19 protein-coding genes are annotated in these 18,868 nt (G+C 40.7%); 4 read left to right on the top strand and 15 right to left on the bottom strand.

Translation table 11 applies throughout. The features are described from left to right. Positions 1 to 176 precede the first annotated feature (176 nt). The 3 genes from rarD to AC4HAJ_RS07305 form a co-directional block, all read right to left on the bottom strand. Positions 177 to 1,088 carry an EamA family transporter RarD gene (gene rarD, locus AC4HAJ_RS07315; RefSeq protein WP_491079516.1) on the bottom strand — a complete coding sequence of 304 codons (912 nt, stop codon included), beginning with the start codon at positions 1,086 to 1,088 and terminating at the stop codon, positions 177 to 179. Next, the gene (thrB, locus tag AC4HAJ_RS07310; RefSeq protein ID WP_491079515.1) at positions 1,081 to 1,941 is read right to left on the bottom strand and encodes a homoserine kinase; all 861 of its coding nucleotides are present in this window, start codon (positions 1,939 to 1,941) and stop codon (positions 1,081 to 1,083) included. The genes rarD and thrB overlap by 8 nt, the downstream gene beginning before the upstream one ends. Positions 1,942 to 2,181: 240 nt before the next feature. After that, complete coding sequence (locus AC4HAJ_RS07305; protein ID WP_491079514.1) at positions 2,182 to 3,468, bottom strand: homoserine dehydrogenase; 1,287 nt, start codon at positions 3,466 to 3,468, stop codon at positions 2,182 to 2,184. 122 nt (positions 3,469 to 3,590) lie between these two features. Between AC4HAJ_RS07305 and AC4HAJ_RS07300 the strand changes: the two genes are divergently transcribed. From AC4HAJ_RS07300 to trhA, 3 genes are all read left to right on the top strand, one after another. Continuing rightward, a complete protein-coding gene (locus tag AC4HAJ_RS07300; protein WP_491079513.1) occupies positions 3,591 to 4,850 on the top strand; it encodes a hydroxymethylglutaryl-CoA reductase, degradative in 1,260 nt (419 codons plus the stop codon). Positions 4,851 to 5,081: 231 nt separating this feature from the next. Next, a complete protein-coding gene (locus tag AC4HAJ_RS07295) occupies positions 5,082 to 5,522 on the top strand; it encodes a DUF1836 domain-containing protein (protein WP_491079512.1) in 441 nt (146 codons plus the stop codon). Next, positions 5,519 to 6,175, top strand: a complete 657-nt coding sequence (gene trhA, locus AC4HAJ_RS07290) for a PAQR family membrane homeostasis protein TrhA (RefSeq protein WP_491079511.1) — start codon at positions 5,519 to 5,521, stop codon at positions 6,173 to 6,175. The genes AC4HAJ_RS07295 and trhA overlap by 4 nt, the downstream gene beginning before the upstream one ends. Before the next feature lie 129 nt (positions 6,176 to 6,304). Here the strand turns inward: trhA and AC4HAJ_RS07285 are convergent, their stop codons facing one another. The 11 genes from AC4HAJ_RS07285 to AC4HAJ_RS07235 all read right to left on the bottom strand — a co-directional run bounded on the left by AC4HAJ_RS07285 (position 6,305) and on the right by AC4HAJ_RS07235 (position 16,139). After that, positions 6,305 to 6,520: a DUF4649 family protein gene (locus tag AC4HAJ_RS07285; RefSeq protein WP_491079510.1), complete on the bottom strand. Its 216-nt coding sequence runs from the start codon at positions 6,518 to 6,520 to the stop codon at positions 6,305 to 6,307. A gap of 102 nt (positions 6,521 to 6,622) precedes the next feature. Continuing rightward, entirely contained in the window at positions 6,623 to 7,618 is a 996-nt protein-coding gene (gene fni / locus AC4HAJ_RS07280; protein ID WP_491079509.1) for a type 2 isopentenyl-diphosphate Delta-isomerase, read from the bottom strand. 2 nt (positions 7,619 to 7,620) lie between these two features. Further along, on the bottom strand, positions 7,621 to 8,613 hold the full coding sequence (locus AC4HAJ_RS07275; protein WP_491079508.1) for a phosphomevalonate kinase: 993 nt from the start codon (positions 8,611 to 8,613) through the stop codon (positions 7,621 to 7,623). Continuing rightward, entirely contained in the window at positions 8,606 to 9,550 is a 945-nt protein-coding gene (mvaD, locus tag AC4HAJ_RS07270) for a diphosphomevalonate decarboxylase (RefSeq protein ID WP_491079507.1), read from the bottom strand. The genes AC4HAJ_RS07275 and mvaD overlap by 8 nt, the downstream gene beginning before the upstream one ends. Continuing rightward, entirely contained in the window at positions 9,526 to 10,410 is an 885-nt protein-coding gene (gene mvk, locus AC4HAJ_RS07265; protein WP_491079506.1) for a mevalonate kinase, read from the bottom strand. The genes mvaD and mvk overlap by 25 nt, the downstream gene beginning before the upstream one ends. Before the next feature lie 140 nt (positions 10,411 to 10,550). Then, positions 10,551 to 12,524: an N-acetylmuramoyl-L-alanine amidase gene (locus AC4HAJ_RS07260; protein WP_491079505.1), complete on the bottom strand. Its 1,974-nt coding sequence runs from the start codon at positions 12,522 to 12,524 to the stop codon at positions 10,551 to 10,553. Between the two features lie 145 nt (positions 12,525 to 12,669). Continuing rightward, a complete protein-coding gene (gene yihA / locus AC4HAJ_RS07255) occupies positions 12,670 to 13,269 on the bottom strand; it encodes a ribosome biogenesis GTP-binding protein YihA/YsxC (protein ID WP_491079504.1) in 600 nt (199 codons plus the stop codon). Between the two features lie 11 nt (positions 13,270 to 13,280). Further along, positions 13,281 to 14,510: an ATP-dependent Clp protease ATP-binding subunit ClpX gene (clpX, locus tag AC4HAJ_RS07250; protein ID WP_491079503.1), complete on the bottom strand. Its 1,230-nt coding sequence runs from the start codon at positions 14,508 to 14,510 to the stop codon at positions 13,281 to 13,283. Positions 14,511 to 14,530: 20 nt separating this feature from the next. Beyond that, complete coding sequence (locus AC4HAJ_RS07245; RefSeq protein WP_491079502.1) at positions 14,531 to 14,701, bottom strand: hypothetical protein; 171 nt, start codon at positions 14,699 to 14,701, stop codon at positions 14,531 to 14,533. A gap of 4 nt (positions 14,702 to 14,705) precedes the next feature. Then, positions 14,706 to 15,212 carry a dihydrofolate reductase gene (locus AC4HAJ_RS07240; RefSeq protein ID WP_491079551.1) on the bottom strand — a complete coding sequence of 169 codons (507 nt, stop codon included), beginning with the start codon at positions 15,210 to 15,212 and terminating at the stop codon, positions 14,706 to 14,708. A gap of 87 nt (positions 15,213 to 15,299) precedes the next feature. Next, the gene (locus AC4HAJ_RS07235; RefSeq protein ID WP_491079501.1) at positions 15,300 to 16,139 is read right to left on the bottom strand and encodes a thymidylate synthase; all 840 of its coding nucleotides are present in this window, start codon (positions 16,137 to 16,139) and stop codon (positions 15,300 to 15,302) included. Positions 16,140 to 16,327: 188 nt separating this feature from the next. Between AC4HAJ_RS07235 and AC4HAJ_RS07230 the strand changes: the two genes are divergently transcribed. Beyond that, a complete protein-coding gene (locus tag AC4HAJ_RS07230) occupies positions 16,328 to 17,500 on the top strand; it encodes a hydroxymethylglutaryl-CoA synthase (RefSeq protein ID WP_491079500.1) in 1,173 nt (390 codons plus the stop codon). A 112-nt stretch (positions 17,501 to 17,612) separates the two neighbouring features. On the opposite strand, the gene adhP is transcribed toward AC4HAJ_RS07230, so the two are convergent. Beyond that, the gene (gene adhP, locus AC4HAJ_RS07225; RefSeq protein WP_491079499.1) at positions 17,613 to 18,635 is read right to left on the bottom strand and encodes an alcohol dehydrogenase AdhP; all 1,023 of its coding nucleotides are present in this window, start codon (positions 18,633 to 18,635) and stop codon (positions 17,613 to 17,615) included. Positions 18,636 to 18,868 lie beyond the last annotated feature (233 nt).

The following is an 18,868-nucleotide window of genomic DNA, read 5'->3' as shown; positions in this document are numbered from 1 at the left end:
CTATGCTAAAGTTACCAGATTAACGCAGTGGTTGGCTGTCCTTACCTCGAGGCGCATCCTATTTTCAGTCCTCCCCCCTTTAAACAGTCCTGTGGACTTTGGCAGTCTGGGGATAGACTGCCAAAGCCTATCACCTAAAAATAAGAGAGCGGGGGCAATCAAAATCGTGATAAAAATCACGACTTACTGATTTTTGGCTCAGACCTTTTCTTTCTTAAATAAATAACCTGCTCAAGAATGAAGATTGCAATGGCCGCCCAAATAAAAATAAGACCATAAATCTGCCCTCGATTGATTGTTTCTCGGAAAATGACCAAAGCAATCAAAAGCTGCAAGGTTGGGTTCATATATTGTATAAAGCCAATAAGACTAAGCGGGGCACGTTTCAAAGCCTCCGCATAAAGCAAGAGGGGGACGGCTGTCACTAGCCCCGATAAAATCAATAAGATAGTTTGAAGAAAACTATAGTCCAAAAGGTTTTTTTCCTTAGCAAAAAATAAAAGATAAATCACCACCAAAGGCAAAATAATACCTGCTTCAAAAAGCATAGCAACATCACTGGACAAGGCTATTTCCTTTTTCAGCAAACCATAAAAACCAAAACTAAAGGCCAAAATTAGGGTAACATAAGGCAACCTTCCCGTCTGATAAACTAAGAAGACCACACCGAGGGCAGCTACTAAAACTGCAACTCCCCTTGCCCGTGTTAATTTTTCCTTAAGAACAAAAAGTGCTAACAAAACGGATACTAAAGGCATCATGTAGTAACCAAGACTAGCTTGAGTCGCCTGCCCCTGCGAAATCGCATAGATGTAAGTCAGCCAATTGAGGGCAATCATGCCACTAGCTAGTATTGCCTGCCCCAACTGATGCTTATGGAACCACAAGGCTGACAGCTCTCTTTTAAAGCGAGCTGTTTGTCTAGTCACAAATACATAGACCAGCATGGTCAGGAAACTCCAAATAATGCGATAAGAAAAGGTTACGTAGGGATCTACTCCAGCTAAGAGCTTCCAATAAATCGATAACAAAGACCACAGAAGATAAGCCAAAACTCCTAGCAGCAAGCCTTTCTGTCTCTTACTCACACCGAACTCCTTGGGTGTCGACCATTAGCTGGGCACTCTCACCATTAAGTTCCATTTCCGATAAGGCTGATAGAAAATCCCCACCCCTACCAGTCGGCAAAAGTGTCATAACAGTCGGTCCAGCTCCTGATAAGTAAGTTGCATAAGCACCAAACGCTTTAGCCAAATCCCTGATAGGGTTGAACTCCGGTATCAATTTTTGTCGGTAGATTTCATGAAAGCGATCTTCTTGAATCTCTCTTCCAGCCCTTGACAAATCCCCTACCAAAAGAGCTGCAACAGCTACGTTAGCGACTGAAGAAGCTGCAACAGCTTCCTGATAAGACATGGAAGTTGGCAGGACATCTCGACTGTCACTCGTTTTCAATTCATAGTCAGGAATAAAGGCGACAAAATCGCAGGCTGGAAAATCTGCTACAATACTTGCCACTTCTTCATTAACATAAGAGGATATGACCAAATTACCCCAAATAGCTGGGGCGACATTATCAGGATGCCCTTCAATCTTTGTTGCCAAATTGACCTTCTCTTGCTGAGAGAGATCTAATCGGGCCAACTGATTAGCCAGTTCAATCCCGGCCACAATAACAGAGCTAGAAGATCCAAGTCCCCGTGCCAAAGGAATATTAGAAGTCATCCGAATACGGTGGGGCCTTAGATCAGGTGCCACTCTCAGAGCTGTTTGCACCAAAAGATTATTAGCATCACTGGGAATATCTCCTAAATCATGAAGCACTTCCCAATCATCACTAGCCTCCAATACCTCAATAGTCAAATATCTAGAGAGAGCTATCCCTACCGAATCAAATCCCGGTCCAAGGTTAGCTGAGGTTGCCGGAACTGTAATTTTCATATTCTATTTCCTCACCGCTCCTCCCAGGCTCGAGCGGAAACATTACCAAACTAATTCGTGGGAGCCGGAGCCACAATAGACATTAGAATTAGGGAGAAGTAAAATTCTCCTTAAACACTTACAGCTTTGTCTATTTACTATCCGTATCAAATAATAAAGAAAAGCAAAAAGGTACGAAACGTACCTAGAAGAGTCCCCGATACAAATCCAGAACGAGATGATTTTCGGCTCGGTCTCTCTTTATTCCCCTAAAACCTTAAAACTATTGATCAACTCAAAGTCCTTTTGTGCTTTTAACTTAGCTTGAACATTCTCTAACTGAGTCAGACTTAGGGCATGTGTCACAATAACAATCTGCGCTTTATGCCCATCTCCTCTTTGTTGCAAAACTTGAGAAAAGGAAATGTCCTCACCATTGAATATTTCAGACAAACGCAAAATCTGTCCCTTTTTATCGGGAACTGTCAGTGAAAAATAATAGCGACTCTGAACATCAGCCGGATTAGCTAATTGTGCTGGACGGCTGTATTCATTAAATGACTTACCAACATTCCCCTCTTGGATACGACGACCAATGCGGACGATATCTGCCATAACAGAAGTGGCTGTAGGCTTTTGACCAGCCCCCGGTCCATAATACATGGATTCACCTATCCCAATGGACTCCACAAAGACCGCATTCATCACCCCGTTGACACTTGCTAAAGGGTGTTCCTTAGGAATGAAGGTCGGTAAAACTTGCGCAGAAATACCTGAGACAGTTTCTCGCACATCACCAACTAGCTTAATCACATACCCTAACTCTTGTGCTACTGCTACATCTTCTGGGGTAATCGTTGAGATCCCTTGATGAGCAACATCATCTAAATTAATAGTCATACCAAATCCAAATTGACTGAGAATGACCGCCTTATAAGCTGCATCAATCCCTTCAACATCATTGGTTGGATCACTCTCAGCATAACCCAGTTCCTGAGCAGTTTTCAGAGCCTCATCATAAGTCCAGCCCTCATCCACCATCTTAGTCATCATAAAGTTTGATGTCCCATTGAGAACACCTAAGATACGGGTAACCTTATCAGAAACTAGGGAATTAGCCAAGGTACGAAGAATCGGAATCCCCCCTGCAACGGCTGCCTCATAGTAAAAAGCGACGCCTTTTTCTTGAGCTAGAGCAATCAATTCACTACCATGTGTTGCAATCAAATCCTTATTGGCTGAAACGACATGCTTCCCTGCCATTAAAGCTTGCTTAATAAATGTCCGAGCAGGCTCAATACGCCCCATCAATTCTACAACAATAGCAATACTGTTGTCGTTTAAAATCTCATCAACATCTGTCACAAACTCATAGCTATGACCAGCTGCTACTAGCCTCTCTTTTTCAGCATCATCTCTAACCAAAACTTTAGCAATATCAAATGCTGTATGAGCCCCTGAAGTAATTTTTTTCTCATTTTCTTTAAGTAAAAAAGGAATCCCACTCGCTACCGTTCCAAAACCAAGCAAAGCAACTTTAACAGACATGATCTCAGTCTCCTTATCGTGAATTATTTAGGCTCATTATACCAAAAACTAGCTAAATTTACAGAAAATTTCTACTTGTGGTATAATTTTAAGATCTAAAAACGAATATTAAGGAAGTTTATATGGTATCTTGGACAGGATTTTCAAAAAAAACACCTCAGGAGCGCTGGGAACAGCTAATAAGCAATCAAATTCTCACTACTGAAGAGGCGCAGGATCTAAAATCACAAGTGCTCTTGCCGCTAGAAACCGCCAACCAAATGGCAGAAAATACTATTGGCCGACTGGCTCTCCCCATGAGCCTAGCTCCAGATTTTCTAGTTGATGGCCACATCTACCAGCTTCCAATGGTTACAGAAGAGCCATCAGTCGTTGCTGCTGCTAGTTACGCAGCTAAACTCATCAAGCGCTCTGGAGGCTTTTCTACAAAAATCCACGAGCGTCGTATGATTGGCCAAATTGCTCTGAACCATCTGCCCGACATCTCTCGTGCTCAAAAAGAGATCTTAGCTGTCAAGGACGCTCTACTAACCCTAGCAGATGCTGCCCATCCATCTATTGTTAAACGTGGGGGTGGGGCACGAGATCTTTGGTTGGAACAAAAAGACCAGTTTCTCATTGTCTACATCAGCGTAGATACTCAGGAAGCCATGGGGGCTAACATGATTAATACTATGATGGAGGCTTTAGCACCTGAGCTCGAAAAAATCAGCCAGGGACAATCTCTTATGGCTATTCTATCTAATTACGCAACTGAGAGTCTGGTCACAGCCCGCTGTCAGGTCGACCTACGCTTTTTAAGCCGTCATAAGGAAGAATCGCTGGAGCTAGCTCAAAAAATACAAGAGGCTTCTCAACTAGCTCAAGTTGACCCCTACCGAGCTAGTACTCACAATAAGGGAATTTTCAATGGTATTGATGCCTTACTCATAGCAACTGGCAACGACTGGCGAGCTATTGAAGCTGGAGGCCATGCTTACGCTGCATCATCAGGCAGTTACAGAGGGCTTTCCACTTGGACATTTGACCGTGACAGGCATCAACTGATCGGACAGCTGACCTTGCCCATGCCTGTTGCTAGCAAAGGAGGGTCTATTGGGTTAAACCCCAGCGTCTCAATAGCCCACAAGCTATTAGAACACCCTGACGCAAAGACCCTAGCCAGTCTAGCTGTATCCTTAGGCTTAGCACAAAATTTTGCAGCTATGAAGGCTCTGGTAAGCACAGGCATCCAAGCAGGTCATATGAAGCTTCAAGCAAAATCTTTAGCCCTGCTTGCCGGTGCTACAGACAATCAGGTGGCACCTCTTGTTGCTCAATTACTTAAAGAAAAGCATATGAACCTTGAAACAGCTAAAAGAATTTTAGAAGACTTAGATTAAAGAGGCCGAGATAAAAGTTCTCGACCTCTTTTATTACTCAATTTACGGGTCCAGAAAGCTGAACAAAAACTGATGGGCTATAGCAGCCCTAGTCACTCCCTGAAAAATTTTATAGCAGCAATAAATGACTCCTGTTGGTATTTTTTATTTTATAATTGCAGTTATAACTTGACCTTTGATTATTATAAACGTATAATCTAGTTATCAATACTAGATTATACGGAGGTGAATATGTCCGATACTTTTCCCAAATGGAATGATCTGCCTGATATAGAGCTCTATCTAGACCAAGTCTTACTTTACGTCAATCAAGTCACACAATCAGAACGTCAGGATAGTGACAAGGGGCTGACAGCATCTATGATTAACAACTATGTCAAGCATGGACTCATCGATAAGCCTGTCAAGAAAAAATACAGCCGTAAGCACCTTGCCCGCTTGATAGCTATCACCACCTTTAAGCCAATTTTTTCTATTCAAGAGCTCAGCCAGGCCATCGAGATAATGACTCAAAAATATGATTCTCAGGTCTGCTATGATGCTTTTGCTGATGGGATGAACCATCACAATCAATCACATATTCCAGAGGTGATCCAAGCGGCCTGTCAAACTCTAGAGCTCTATCACCATACCTACCAATTGGTTAGCCATATTCAAGGAGATGACCTATGAACCCATCGTACACAGTAAAACTCAGCAAACGCCTATCACTCGGTGAAGAAGTTGCTAACAGTGTCACTCATGCTATTGGATCAGTAGCCATGCTAGTCCTACTGCCTATCACCGCTTCTTTCAGTTATGAGACCTATGGTCTTAAAGCCAGCATAGGCATGTCCATTTTTATCATCAGTCTCTTTTTGATGTTTTTATCTTCGACTATTTACCATTCCATGCAGTACAACTCTCCGCAAAAGTATGTCTTACGTATTATTGACCACAGCATGATTTACATTGCTATTGCAGGTTCTTATACTCCCATTGCTCTATCCCTTGTAGGAGGGTGGCTCGGCTATCTCATCATTCTTTTACAGTGGGGAACCACTATTTTTGGCATCTTATATAAGATTTTTGCAAAAACGATTAATGAAAAATTTAGTCTGATTCTCTATTTACTCATGGGCTGGTTGGCAGTCTTTATCATTCCAGCTATCATCACAAAGACTGGCACCCTCTTTTGGGGACTCATGCTAGCTGGTGGACTTTCCTATACCATTGGTGCTATCTTCTATGCCAGAAAAAGACCATATGACCATATGATCTGGCACCTCTTTATTCTACTGGCTTCCGCCCTTCAATATATAGCTATTGTCTACACTATGTTATAGTGATAACAATAAAAATAAGGCTGAGTTCAAGCGCTCAACCTTATTTATTTTGCCAAATTTATATACAAGAGTGGAATAGAAATCAAATTCTTGGAAATAACTTCTGTCCCACTCTTATTTTTTATATTATTAAACAGTTGCCCAATCAAAGTTAACAAACTTTTGGAAGAGTCCGCCAACAGTTCCTTTGTAGCCAAGATCTTTACCGTCATAGGTGACACCCGTTACCGGATAGCTATCTGGTATGGTCAAACAACCTGTAAGCGCCTGGATAAAGTCTGTTGGCTTGTCATAAGTTTGTGTCCGCTCAATTTTATAAGCATCTGTATACGTCAATGTAATCATAACATACCTCCATAGGTAAAGACATTGGGATCTATTTATTAGATTGAAAATGTGATCCACAACCACTTTCTATCTATAGTTTATTCCCATATAGCCCAAGCGTCAACTAATTTGATTGGCTTCTTTTAATCGTCCATATAATAAATAATCAACCTGTCTAAGTTGGTCAATCGTTCGACAGTTAAGCGCACACATGATGATTTTCAAATCTTCCTTCCATGTCTCTACTATAGCGATAACATCCTCAACAGATTTCTCCTCCACTAACTTTAAGAAAGTTCTTGATAGGCCAACTCCTCTTGCTCCTAATACCATAGCCTTTATCATATCAAGCGGATGACGAATGCCTCCACTTGCTAAGATTTCAAGGTCATTGGATAAATCTTTGCAAGCAAGAAGGGTTTGCGCAGTAGATTGCCCCCAATCATTGAGATAGTGACGCTGAGCACCTCTTTGGTTCTCAATATAGGCAAAACTAGTTCCGCCTCGACCAGAAATATCGAAGGTTGTAATGCCCAATTCTGCAGCATCCAAAATGGACTGGCGATCCATACCAAACCCAACTTCCTTCAGTACTAAAGGGACATCTAGCAATCTGATATAATCTTCCAAGTGCTGACGCCAGTGAGCAAATGAACGCTCTCCTTCCGGCATTAGAAGCTCTTGCATCACATTAATATGAATCTGTAGAAGTAAAGGATCCATCTCCTTTACCGTTTGTACAGCTAATTCAACAGACTTATCCAGACCTATATTAGTTCCTAGCTTGACATCTGGAGCAACCAACCGTACATCATAAGAATCATCTACACCACTTGCCAAAGCAGCACTGTAAGAACCGGTTACAAATAATAAATCGCATGCTTGCGCTACCTGAGCTAGCTTTTGATTGATTATCTTAGCCCGTGTAGATCCTCCAGTCATAGCATTAATGTAAAAAGGGGACGACCACTGATGACCTGCGAACTCAGTAGATATGTCAATAGCTGCCAAATCATACTTGGGCAAAGAAGCCTGGATAAGCTCCATTTCATCAAAACTATTATAGGGGGACTGATAATCCAGCGCATGTTGGATATGCTGATCTTTACGATTCATCTTCAGTTTTGGCGAGAAATCAGCTCTATCCCTGATTCCCGCCACCTTTCTATTAGTGTTCTACTAGAAATAGCATCAAAAGAGAGGGCAATACCACAGTCACCTCCGCCTGCTCCAGAGGATTTAGCTATAGCATTTAAGCCATCTGTAGCTCTGACCAAGAGTCTTAAATCTTCCGTGTAAATAGCCGGATGAAGTCGTTCTAAGAGAAGAGATACCTGCGACAGCTCAGCCTCGATGATCTCTTGGTCACCTCTTTCCAAAGCATTTACTAAGGATAATACAGCCGATTGTGTCTGCTCCAGGAAAGTTTGAGATATAGCAGATTTAACTTGAGTGATCATCTCTCGAGAAATAGAAGGCTTCCCGGTCCATCCTATCAGCCACTCCACTGGCAGAGCAACCTGAACTTCATGTATCTCATAATGCCAATCTTTAGTTAAGACCCCTAAAATAGGTTCTGTCTCTATCCAATGGGCTACCATTTGACGATCAAAAGCCTTAAAGAGAACGAGGTCATCGTAAGCAATACAGGCCAAATCTCCCATTGAGCCATTATCTCCTAGCATAATGAGGGTATAAGAAGCTAGCTTAAACAGAAGATCGGCTGACCAATCCACATCATAAAGTGCAGCCATAGCCTTTAATACCAATATGGTAACACTACCACTAGACCCAATCCCCAGCTTCTTTCCTTGACTTTCCATCTTACCTGAAATAGAGAGATGAAATGCCTTTAGTGAGAAGCCCTGACTAAGTAAGTATGTCTCACCTACAGCAATAGTCTTTTGAATCAATCTATAGTCTTGATTAGGGGTCAAATCTACGCTGTAATCAAACATATCTGAAAAGAGCTGATAGCTTTCAGCCTCCTCTATATCAGCCGTCATGTAGATCGGAATATTTTTAATCAGAGCATACTGACCCGGGAATAATATGGCATATTCACCAGCCAGATAGAGTTTTCCACCTGTTTGCACACGGTACTTAGTCATAAGAAGGATCCTTAGTCTTTGAAACAATAATACGATAACGTTCTTCAAATAAAGGAATCAACTGTTCTAAATCCTCTTGACGGCAGAGCACTTTGACGTTAGGACCAGCATCCATGGTAAAATAACATTGATACCCCTGCTTTTGCAAATTCTTAATATAATTCATAGCAGCATACGACTCATCCGTAAGGTAAGAAAAGGCAGGCGTTGCATGAAGCGTTGTCTCATGCATCCGCAGAGCATTATCCTGCGTTAAGCGGCCAACATTCTCAAAGTCATTAGCCTTGAGATAGCCTAACATAGCTTGATAATCCAGCGCTGATTGTTCAATCCACTCAGAAAAATTAGTCGATGTCTCGCTGCAACGCTTCATTCCTTCACGACTGGAGATCGGTTTTGGTTGGTCGTTAAGTACTAACATAATCATCGCAAGCTCCAGATCAGTTTGAACTTGATAAATCTCGCCAGAGTCTTTATCCCAGGCAGACAGCGGTCCAAAGAAAGAGCGTGATGAGGAGCCAGAAGCAAATTTTGCTTCTTGAGCCAGACGTGTCTGGTCTAATCCTAGTTCAAAAAGATCATTACAAGCCTTAACCAGGGCAGACAAGCCACTTGAACTTGATGATAAGCCTGCTGCTGTCGGCATATTATTCGTCGTATCTACCCGAACAAATCGACTACCATCTGGTCGAAAACGATCAATAATGGCAGAGATTTTAGCATGCTCAGCTGGACTCTGCAACTTACCATCAATATAAAATTCATCTGCTACTGCATCATCATCTAAAAATTCTAGCGAGGTCTGAGTATACATATTTTCTAAAGTCAAGGAGATGCTGCTGGTCGCAGGGACCATTTTTTGAGCATCAGATTTCCCCCAATACTTGATAATTGCGATATTAGCATAGGATTTTACACTGACAGATTTTCGATCCATGTATGACTTGCTCCTTCTTTTTCTAATTGATACGACAATTGCTCAGCTTGCTCATAGGTCTGACAGAGGGCAATAATACAGCCTCCTAAGCCACCTCCCGTCATCTTAGCCCCCAGGGCTCCATTTTTTAAGGAAGATTCTACTAAATGATTGGCTTCTTGATTGGATACCCCCAACTGATCTAATACAGTATGGGCTTGGCTCATTGCTGCTCCCATCTTTTGGAGATCTTGCTTAACAATAGCACTCTCTATTATCTTAGCTAACTCTCCCAAATGGTGTAGAGCTGGTAGTGCTTTTTCTTCGAGATTACGGACCTTAGCCACAGCTTCCTTCGTATGACCGTGGATACCAGTATCAGCAATAACCAGATAAGCGCTTAGATCAATGACCATTTCAGAAAAGCCAACATTTCTAATAAATTTAATTGCCTTATCGCTCAGACAGGTCTTAGCATCCAGTCCACTAGGATTTTCATGGGCGATAATTTCAGCCTGATTAGCCAGCATTTCCAGAACTGTATGATCTAGAGGCTTCTCGAAATAATCAAAAACCGCACGAATAGCTGCTATGGCCACGGCTGCTGAAGATCCCATCCCTCGCTTTTCAGGTACCTCAGATTTAATAGCAACTGAAAAATACCGATCTTTAATACCGAGATACTCAAGCGCAGCAAATACTGCTGTAGAAAGTGGATCTTTAATATTTAGGGTCAACGGTTGCTCAGATGGGTAGATATAGCACTCCACCTCAATATGCTTGAGTGGTAAGGCTAGCGCTGTGTAGCCATAAACCACAGAATGCTCACCGATGAGAATAATCTTACTGTGTGACTTCCCACTTCCGTATTGTAATGTCATTAGTCTTTAATCTTTCAAAATAGTCTAGCCTATATATTTTATCTAATTTCTCAAGAAAAAGCGACCACAAAACTCTCACTTCATAGTCCTATGCCCTAAGAAAAAGGCTTCCTATTGGGAAGCACATTTCTAAACAAAAACTAAGCATTGTAGGTTTTATAATACTTTTCAATACCTGCGACAATACCTTTAGCCAGTTTTTCTTGATAAGCAGCAGAGTTTATCTTCTTAAATTCAGCTGCATTGGACATGTATCCTAATTCTAACAACACAGCCGGTGCTGTTGTTTCACGCAAGACTGCAAAAGTATTACGCAAAATTCCATTATTTTTACCACCTGTAGCCGATACTGTCTGAGACTGAATAGCATTAGCCAAAGTATTACTCATACTTAAACGCGTTTTATTGTTATGGTAGGTCTTATTAATAGCTGAAGGATACTCTGCAAAATACTGATAGTAATAAGTCTCAATACCTGAAGCAGACGGACTTGCAGAAGCATTGAAATGAATACTGATAAAGATATCCGATTGACTGGCATTAGCCTTTTTTGAACGATCCAATAGCTCAACTGACTTGTCAGATGTCCTTGTCGTCACAACCTTATAGCCTTTAGCCTCAAGCTTTTTCTTAACCAGATTGTGTATCTTTTGATTAAGCACTTTTTCACTTTGGCCATAGTAAACAGCTCCCGGATCATAGCCGCCATGACCAGCATCCAAATAAACTGTACGAGTAAAGACATCATAGTGACCTTGTGAAGCACTGCCTCTTTCAGCAGGAGAATGGGCTGCTGGAGCTACTTGAGGCTTGATAATCTCAAAACTGCCAGCATCTCTGAGACTAGAACTACCATCTTTATAGGTGGTTTTAACTTGAACCTTATAAACACCAGAAGTGTTGGATAGATCCTTTATAGAGATCGTTTGCTTGGCAACATTTTTTGAAACTTTGGGATTATACCATTTAATATTAGCTTTATCCTTAGTGTCTAACCATGCTCCTACACTGACAGCTTTTATTTGCTTCGTAGATGAGTTTCCTGATACCTTAACGACAAAGGAAGTTTTATTTTTCTGATAACCTTCTACTTTGATTTTTGCTTCCGGACGATTGTCAGTGTGCTTATACCCCTTAGTTGCTTTCAACCCATAAAGTTTACCTGTAACACTGCTATTACCATAGATATGGATTTCATGCTGTCCCCATTCTTTAAGCTTAATTGTCGCACTGTAGACGCCCTTTTTCTCCTTTTTAGCCTTATGCCAAATCAGATCATCCTGCCCCTTTTTCTTAGACCAAATTGGAATCGTGATTGAAGTGATAGTATCTGGTACTTTTGATACAGTGACTTTGATACTATCCAAAGAGACTCTGGCAATAGTTGCGCTAATTTTGGGAACACTCAAATCATAAGTTGTCGCAGCGAGACGCTTGGTTTGATTCCTGCTAACCGAGTAAGCTTCAATATTATATTTACCATACTTACGATGACTGACAAAAGCAGCTTGGGCAGCACCGGCCTTATCAGCGCTATACCAAACCAAATCATCTTTTCCTTTCGATTGAGTCCAAACAGCAAAGCGAACAGTCTGATTTTTTGCAATTTTGGCATTATAGCGTAATTTAAGACCTTTCTTACTAGTCGAGATACTAATAACTTCCTTCTCAGAACTTGCTTTTGGTTGTTCAACCGTTGCAGCTACACTGCGCTTCACAAAAACTTGAGAGCTCTGGGATGATTCAGCAGAGTGAGCTGGCTGCTGAACGCTCTGAGTTTGAACAGATGACTTAGGGGCAGAGGGCAAAGCCGGATGACTCACTTGCTCGCTCTTATCAATCGACACAGACGGAGTATCACTGACCGTTGATTGGCTAGTAGAATTGGGCTCTGATACTTCCACTAGCCCCTGATCAGCTGGCTGAGACTCCTGGGGACTTGCAGTAGTAGATATTGCTTGATCAGGAACTTGAGCAGATGAAACCTCATCGGCTTGAACAACAGTTCCTCCCCAAAATATACTAAGTCCAAGCAGAACTGAGGCTGCCCCAAAACTATATTTTTTAATCGAAAATGTTTGCTTGATTTTTTCTTGATCAGCTCTGTAGTGCATAAAAGCTAATATCCTCTCTCAATATAAATAATATAAGTATCCTGTAGATAGTGCTATCATAACACGGCAGCCAGCATAGAGCAACCTTATTTTCTTAATTATTACAAATCAATAATAAAAAGACGTCATACGACGCCCTAATCCACTACAGTGATTCCAAAATAGTATCCCAAGCCTCATCATAACCCTGCTGAGTCTCTGAGGAGAATATGACAAACTTATCTTCTGGATCAAAATCCAAAGTTGCTTTAATATCCGACTCATGCTTATTCCATTTTCCCCTCGGGATTTTGTCAGCTTTAGTAGCTACTATAATAACAGGAATCTCATAATACTTTAAAAACTCATACATTTGTATATCATCAGCTGTCGGTTTATGACGCATATCTACCAGACTAACAACCACACGTAGATTCTCTCTGGTAACGAGATACTCTTCAATCATCTTGCCCCACTTGGCACGCTCGGCTTTGCTAACACGCGCATAGCCATAACCAGGAACATCTACAAATCGTAACTTATCATCAATGTTATAAAAATTAAGCAACTGTGTCTTACCTGGTTTACTAGAGGTACGAGCTAAATTTTTACGCCCCAAAAGAGTATTGATAAAGCTAGATTTTCCGACATTTGAACGCCCAGCCAGAGCGACTTCAGGCAAAGAATCTTTGGGATAGTGACTCTTATTGGCTGCACTCAGTAAGATAGAAGCATTATGGGTATTTAAAAGCTGTTCTTCTGCCATATCACTCTTTCCTACGCTGTTTTCAAGATCGGTTTGTCTGTACCATCAACTGCAGCCTTAGTCACACGAACACTGGTAACATCTTCTTGACTTGGCACCTCAAACATAATATCCATCATAGTTTCTTCGATAATAGAGCGAAGACCACGAGCCCCCGTCTTACGCTCAATAGCTTTAGATGCAATAGCCTCCAGAGCTTCTTGATCAAACTCAAGCTCAACGCCATCATAAGACAAAAGAGTCTGATACTGCTTAACCAGTGCATTACGTGGTTCTGTCAAAATATGAACTAGATCATCAACCGTCAACTGCTCTAGTGCTGCTAAAATTGGCAAACGTCCAATAAATTCAGGAATTAGACCGAATTTTTGAATGTCTTCTGAAACGATTTGCTGCATATAGGAAGCATCCTCATCAATCATCTTACTAGATTGACCAAAACCGATAACTTTTTCACCAATACGCTGCTTGACAATATCCTCAATACCATCAAATGCACCACCTACAATGAACAAAATATTCTTAGTATCTATTTGGATCATCTCTTGGTTTGGATGCTTACGTCCCCCTTGCGGAGGAACACTGGCAACAGTTCCTTCGATAATTTTCAGCAGTGCCTGCTGCACTCCTTCACCAGAAACATCACGAGTAATAGAGACATTTTCGCCTTTTTTCGCAATCTTATCGATTTCATCGACATAGATAATTCCTCGTTCAGCTCGCTCAATATTGAAATCTGCAGCTTGAATAAGCTTGAGAAGAATATTTTCGACATCCTCACCAACATAGCCTGCTTCGGTCAATGCCGTAGCATCTGCAATCGCAAAAGGAACATTGAGACTTTTAGCAAGCGTCTGAGCCAAAAAAGTTTTCCCAGAACCTGTTGGTCCAATCATAAGAATATTAGACTTCTGCAAATCAACATCTTCATCTTGACTTGTGGCTGAAAAGCTAATGCGCTTATAATGATTATAGACCGCTACTGCCAAAGCCCGCTTGGCATGACTTTGTCCAACAACATAATCATCCAAAATTTGTAAGAGCTCTTTTGGCTTAGGCACTTCTGCCAAATCAGCCATAACATCTTCAGCTAGCTCTTCTTTAATAATTTCTTGAGATAGCGCTACACACTCATTACAGATAAACACACCATTCCCAGCAATGATTTTCTTCACTTCGGTCTGGTTTTTTCCGCAAAAGGAGCAATATACTAAAGTATCACTATTAGAATTTTCTACCATAATTTCCTAATCTCTCTTTTCTAAAATAATGTACCGTAAAAAGCATGAATTGAATTAACTAAGTTAGTAAAGGCATTCAAAAGAAAAATAACACCTAAACCATAGCGATTCTTTTTCAAAGCAGGCAGGGCACACAACAAACAAATCACGGCTAAAATGGCTGTAAATACCCCAAAAATACTTCTTTGCATAACTCTATTCCTTATTCTTCTTAACAAACCTTGCAATTGTAAAGTTATGAGCATTACGAGAATCTTTTTCATAAGAATGCTCTTCTATCAATTTATAAGCACCATAGTCCAAAGGAATCATGTAAGTATCTCCCTTAAAACTAGCATGAATAGTGGTTCTGATCAATCCATCAAAATAATCCGCAAAGCTCTCAAATACACTGGCGCCTCCAATAATATATAAGTCATCATCCTGATGATCAAACCAATCAAGAACTTCATCAACAGACCTTAAAACATGAGCCCCTTCTACCTGATAATCTCTATCGCGTGTCAAAACTAAAGTTTTACGTCCTGGTAATAACCGACGATTCATTCCCTCAAAGGTTGTTCGCCCCATCAAGATCGTAGCTCCCATCGTCGTTTCCTTAAAATGTGCTAGATCAGCCGGAAGATGCCAGGGCAAGGTAGTATCCGCACCGATCAGATGATTATCATCCTCAGCCCAAATCGCCCAGATTTTTTTAATAATACTATCTTTTTTCATACTAGTGTAAGTGTATCAAAAATCAAGAAAAAAAGCTCTCTAAAAACACGTAACTACCCACTTTGGGCAGACCTAAATAGCTAAATCAAATTTTAATTGTGGCTTGATAGGGTCATAATCAACCAATTCAAAATCCTCAGGTTTAATATCAAAGAAATTAGTACCGTCAGGGACATTCAATACCAAACGAGGCTGGCAATCTGATGGTGTACGGTTCAACAATTCTTGAGCTTGGTCGAATTGATTATCATAAATATGCAGATTATTGATAAAATAGAAAAATTTACCAACCTTCCAACCGAGATGTTTAGCAACCATCATTTGCAAGGCCACATACTGCATTGCATTGATATGATGAGCTACTAGCATATCATTGGAACGCTGGGTTAAGGTAGCATCCAAATAAATGTCCTCCCCTACACGCCGAACATCGAACATCGTTTGAAAGGCGCAAGGTAACAAGCCTTCGGATGACTCAAACGCTTCATAATCCCATAGGCTAATGACATTGCGACGATTCCAGGGGTTACTTTCTAACTGGCTAAGTATTTTTTCCATAATATTGTGCTTTTTAACAATCGCTCCATAACGCTCGCCAATAGTCCCTGTATCTCCTACTTCCCAATCATTCCAATAGTGAACATTATATTTGTCATTAAGCAAGGATAAGTCATTGGATTGATCTTGATAGATCCAAAAGATCTCCTTAATAGCAGATTTCACAGGAATAGGGCGCAGAGTCGTAATAGGAAACTCCCCTTTTGACAAATCGTAGGTCTCAAAATATCCCGTAATATATTTTGAATTAGCAGTCCTACCATCCTTATATTTAGGTCTCGCCTGCTCCGAAAACACACCTTCTGTCAGGATGGTCTCTATATTCTTTTTGAAAATATCATCTGTTCGTGTCATATGAGGTCCTTTATAGCAATGATTATTTATTATTCTAACCAAATCTCTACAAAAATGCTATTAGAAACTATTGGATCAGTATACAGTTAGAAACACTAACTATAAAGCCTTTGAGAGTTTCTCCTCAGCTATGTCACAGGTTCTATGATACAATAGAACATATAACATCAAAATTAGAAGGTATGTTTATGACGACTGGAATTGACAAAATTGGATTTGCGACAGCACGCTACCAGCTAGACATGGCTGATCTAGCCCAAGCTCGTCACACAGATCCTGATAAATACTCTATCGGCTTAATGCTTGATCGTTTGAGTATTAGCCCTATCACTGAAGATATTATAACTTTAGGTGCCGCAGCAGCCGACGAATTTCTTACTGATCAAGATCGCCAAGAAATTGACATGATCATCGTTGCTACAGAATCAAGTATTGACCAAAGTAAAGCTGCAGCAGTCTTTGTGCATAGCCTCCTAGGGATTCAGCCTTTTGCACGCAGTTTGGAAATGAAAGAAGCCTGCTACAGCGCTACAGCAGCTTTGAATTATGCCAAACTTCATGTTAATGCCCACCCTGATTCCAAAGTTTTAGTTATCGCTAGTGATATTGCTAAATATGGTCTTCTTTCTTCCGGAGAGCCAACCCAAGGAGCTGGAGCTATCGCTATGCTGATAACCAGCCAAGCACGTATATTGGCATTCAATGATGATAATCTGGCTCAAACACGCGACGTCATGGATTTCTGGAGACCTAACTATTCTTTGACACCATTCGTCCAGGGAATGTATTCTACTAAACAATATCTAGACAGCTTGAAAACAACTTGGGCTGAGTACCAAAAACGTCAGTCAAAGACACTCGAAGACTTTGACGCCTTTTGTTTTCATATTCCTTATCCCAAATTAGCCAACAAAGGATTAACAAAAATCTTAGATAAAAAACTATCCCAAGAGTTACAAGCCAAGCTACAAGAAAACTTCAATCACTCGATCACCTATAGTCGACAGGTGGGCAATATCTATACCGGATCGCTTTATTTAAGTTTCTTATCTTTAATCGAAAATAGCTCAACTCTAAAAGCTGGTAGTACGATCGGATTTTTCAGCTATGGTTCCGGTGCTGTTTCAGAAATTTTCAGTGGAACATTGGTTGATGGCTATCACAAACAATTAAAGACTAATCGGCAATCAGATCTCGATCAACGTCAGAAAGTTACAGTTTCTGAATACGAAAAATTATTCTATGAACCAGTAGACCTCGATGAAGCCGGCAATGCTCAGTTCAAAAAATATTTGACAAACAAATTTCACCTAGAAGCTATCATCGAGCATCAAAGACAATACAAGAAAAATAACTCTTAGAGGACTAACTTCCAAGTTGGCATATTAATTATACTTTTTTCTGTCACATCTTTAAAAACTGACTAAAATCGCTAATAGCAAAAAATGTTGAGCTCAAGCTCAACATTTTTTCTTATGCCAATTTAGTGAAGTCAAGTACCTTGCGTCCTTGAATTTTACCAGCTTCCATTTCATCAAAGACTTGTGGAGCCGTGTCAACATCAACTGTTTCAACAACAGGAACAACTAGACCACGTGCGCCAAAATCAAAGGCTTCTTCCAGATCCTTGCGGGTACCAACAAGAGATCCAACAACTCGAATACCATCTAAAACAGTCTTAACAATTGATAACTCCATATATTCTGAAGGTAATCCAACTGCTACTACAGTTCCGCCAGCACGAACACTATCAATGGCTTGATTGAAGGCAACCTTAGAAACAGCTGTTACAACAACGCCGTGACAACCGCCAGTTTTTTCTTGAATATAAGCTGCAACATCCTCAACTTCCTTACCATTAACGATAAGATCCGCACCCGATGCTTTAGCTAAATCCAATTTATCTTGGTTGATATCCACAGCAACAACCTGTGCATTGAAAACCTTTTTAGCATATTGAACAGCTAAATTTCCCAAGCCTCCAGCACCAAAGATACAAATCCATTGACCAGGAGCAGCACCTGCTTCTTTGATAGCCTTGTAGGTAGTTACACCCGCACAGGTAATAGAGGAAGCCTGAGCTGGATCCAATCCTTCTGGCACTTTAACAGCATAATCTGCTGTAACAACAGCGTATTCACTCATACCACCATCAACACTATAGCCCGCATTTTTAACGGAACGGCAAAGTGTTTCACGACCTGTTGTACAATACTCACAGTGTCCGCAACCTTCGAAAAACCATGCAATGGAAACACGATCACCAACTTTTAGTGATTCAACACCATCACCAATTTCTTGGACAATACCAATTCCTTCATGGCCTAAGATACGACCAGGAACTTGTCCGAAATCCCCATGAGCAACGTGCAAATCCGTATGACAGACACCACAATACTCAACTCTAACCAATGCTTCACCATATCCAATTGTCGGCACAGCATGATCAACAACTTCTACTCCATTTGAAGCCTGATTCACAACAACTGCTTTCATAAAAATCTCCTTACTATTTTTTGAAATCGTTTACAAGTTAATTGTACTTTTTCTCACAATATTGTCAAGAGATTTTCAGATTTTCTGACCATAATTCATATTTTTTTCTAATCCCGCGTTGTAAAATGAAGTGCAACACAAAAGACATGTTCGTCTGATATACTAGAATCCTCCAACTCAGTATAGAAAGCAGATGAACATGTCCACTAATTATTCTACCAAAAAGTCGCGTT

Source organism: Streptococcus sp. ALY_211 (assembly GCF_058314555.1).
Note: the sequence above shows the minus strand (reverse complement) of the source record. Positions and strands in the feature narration are given on the sequence as shown.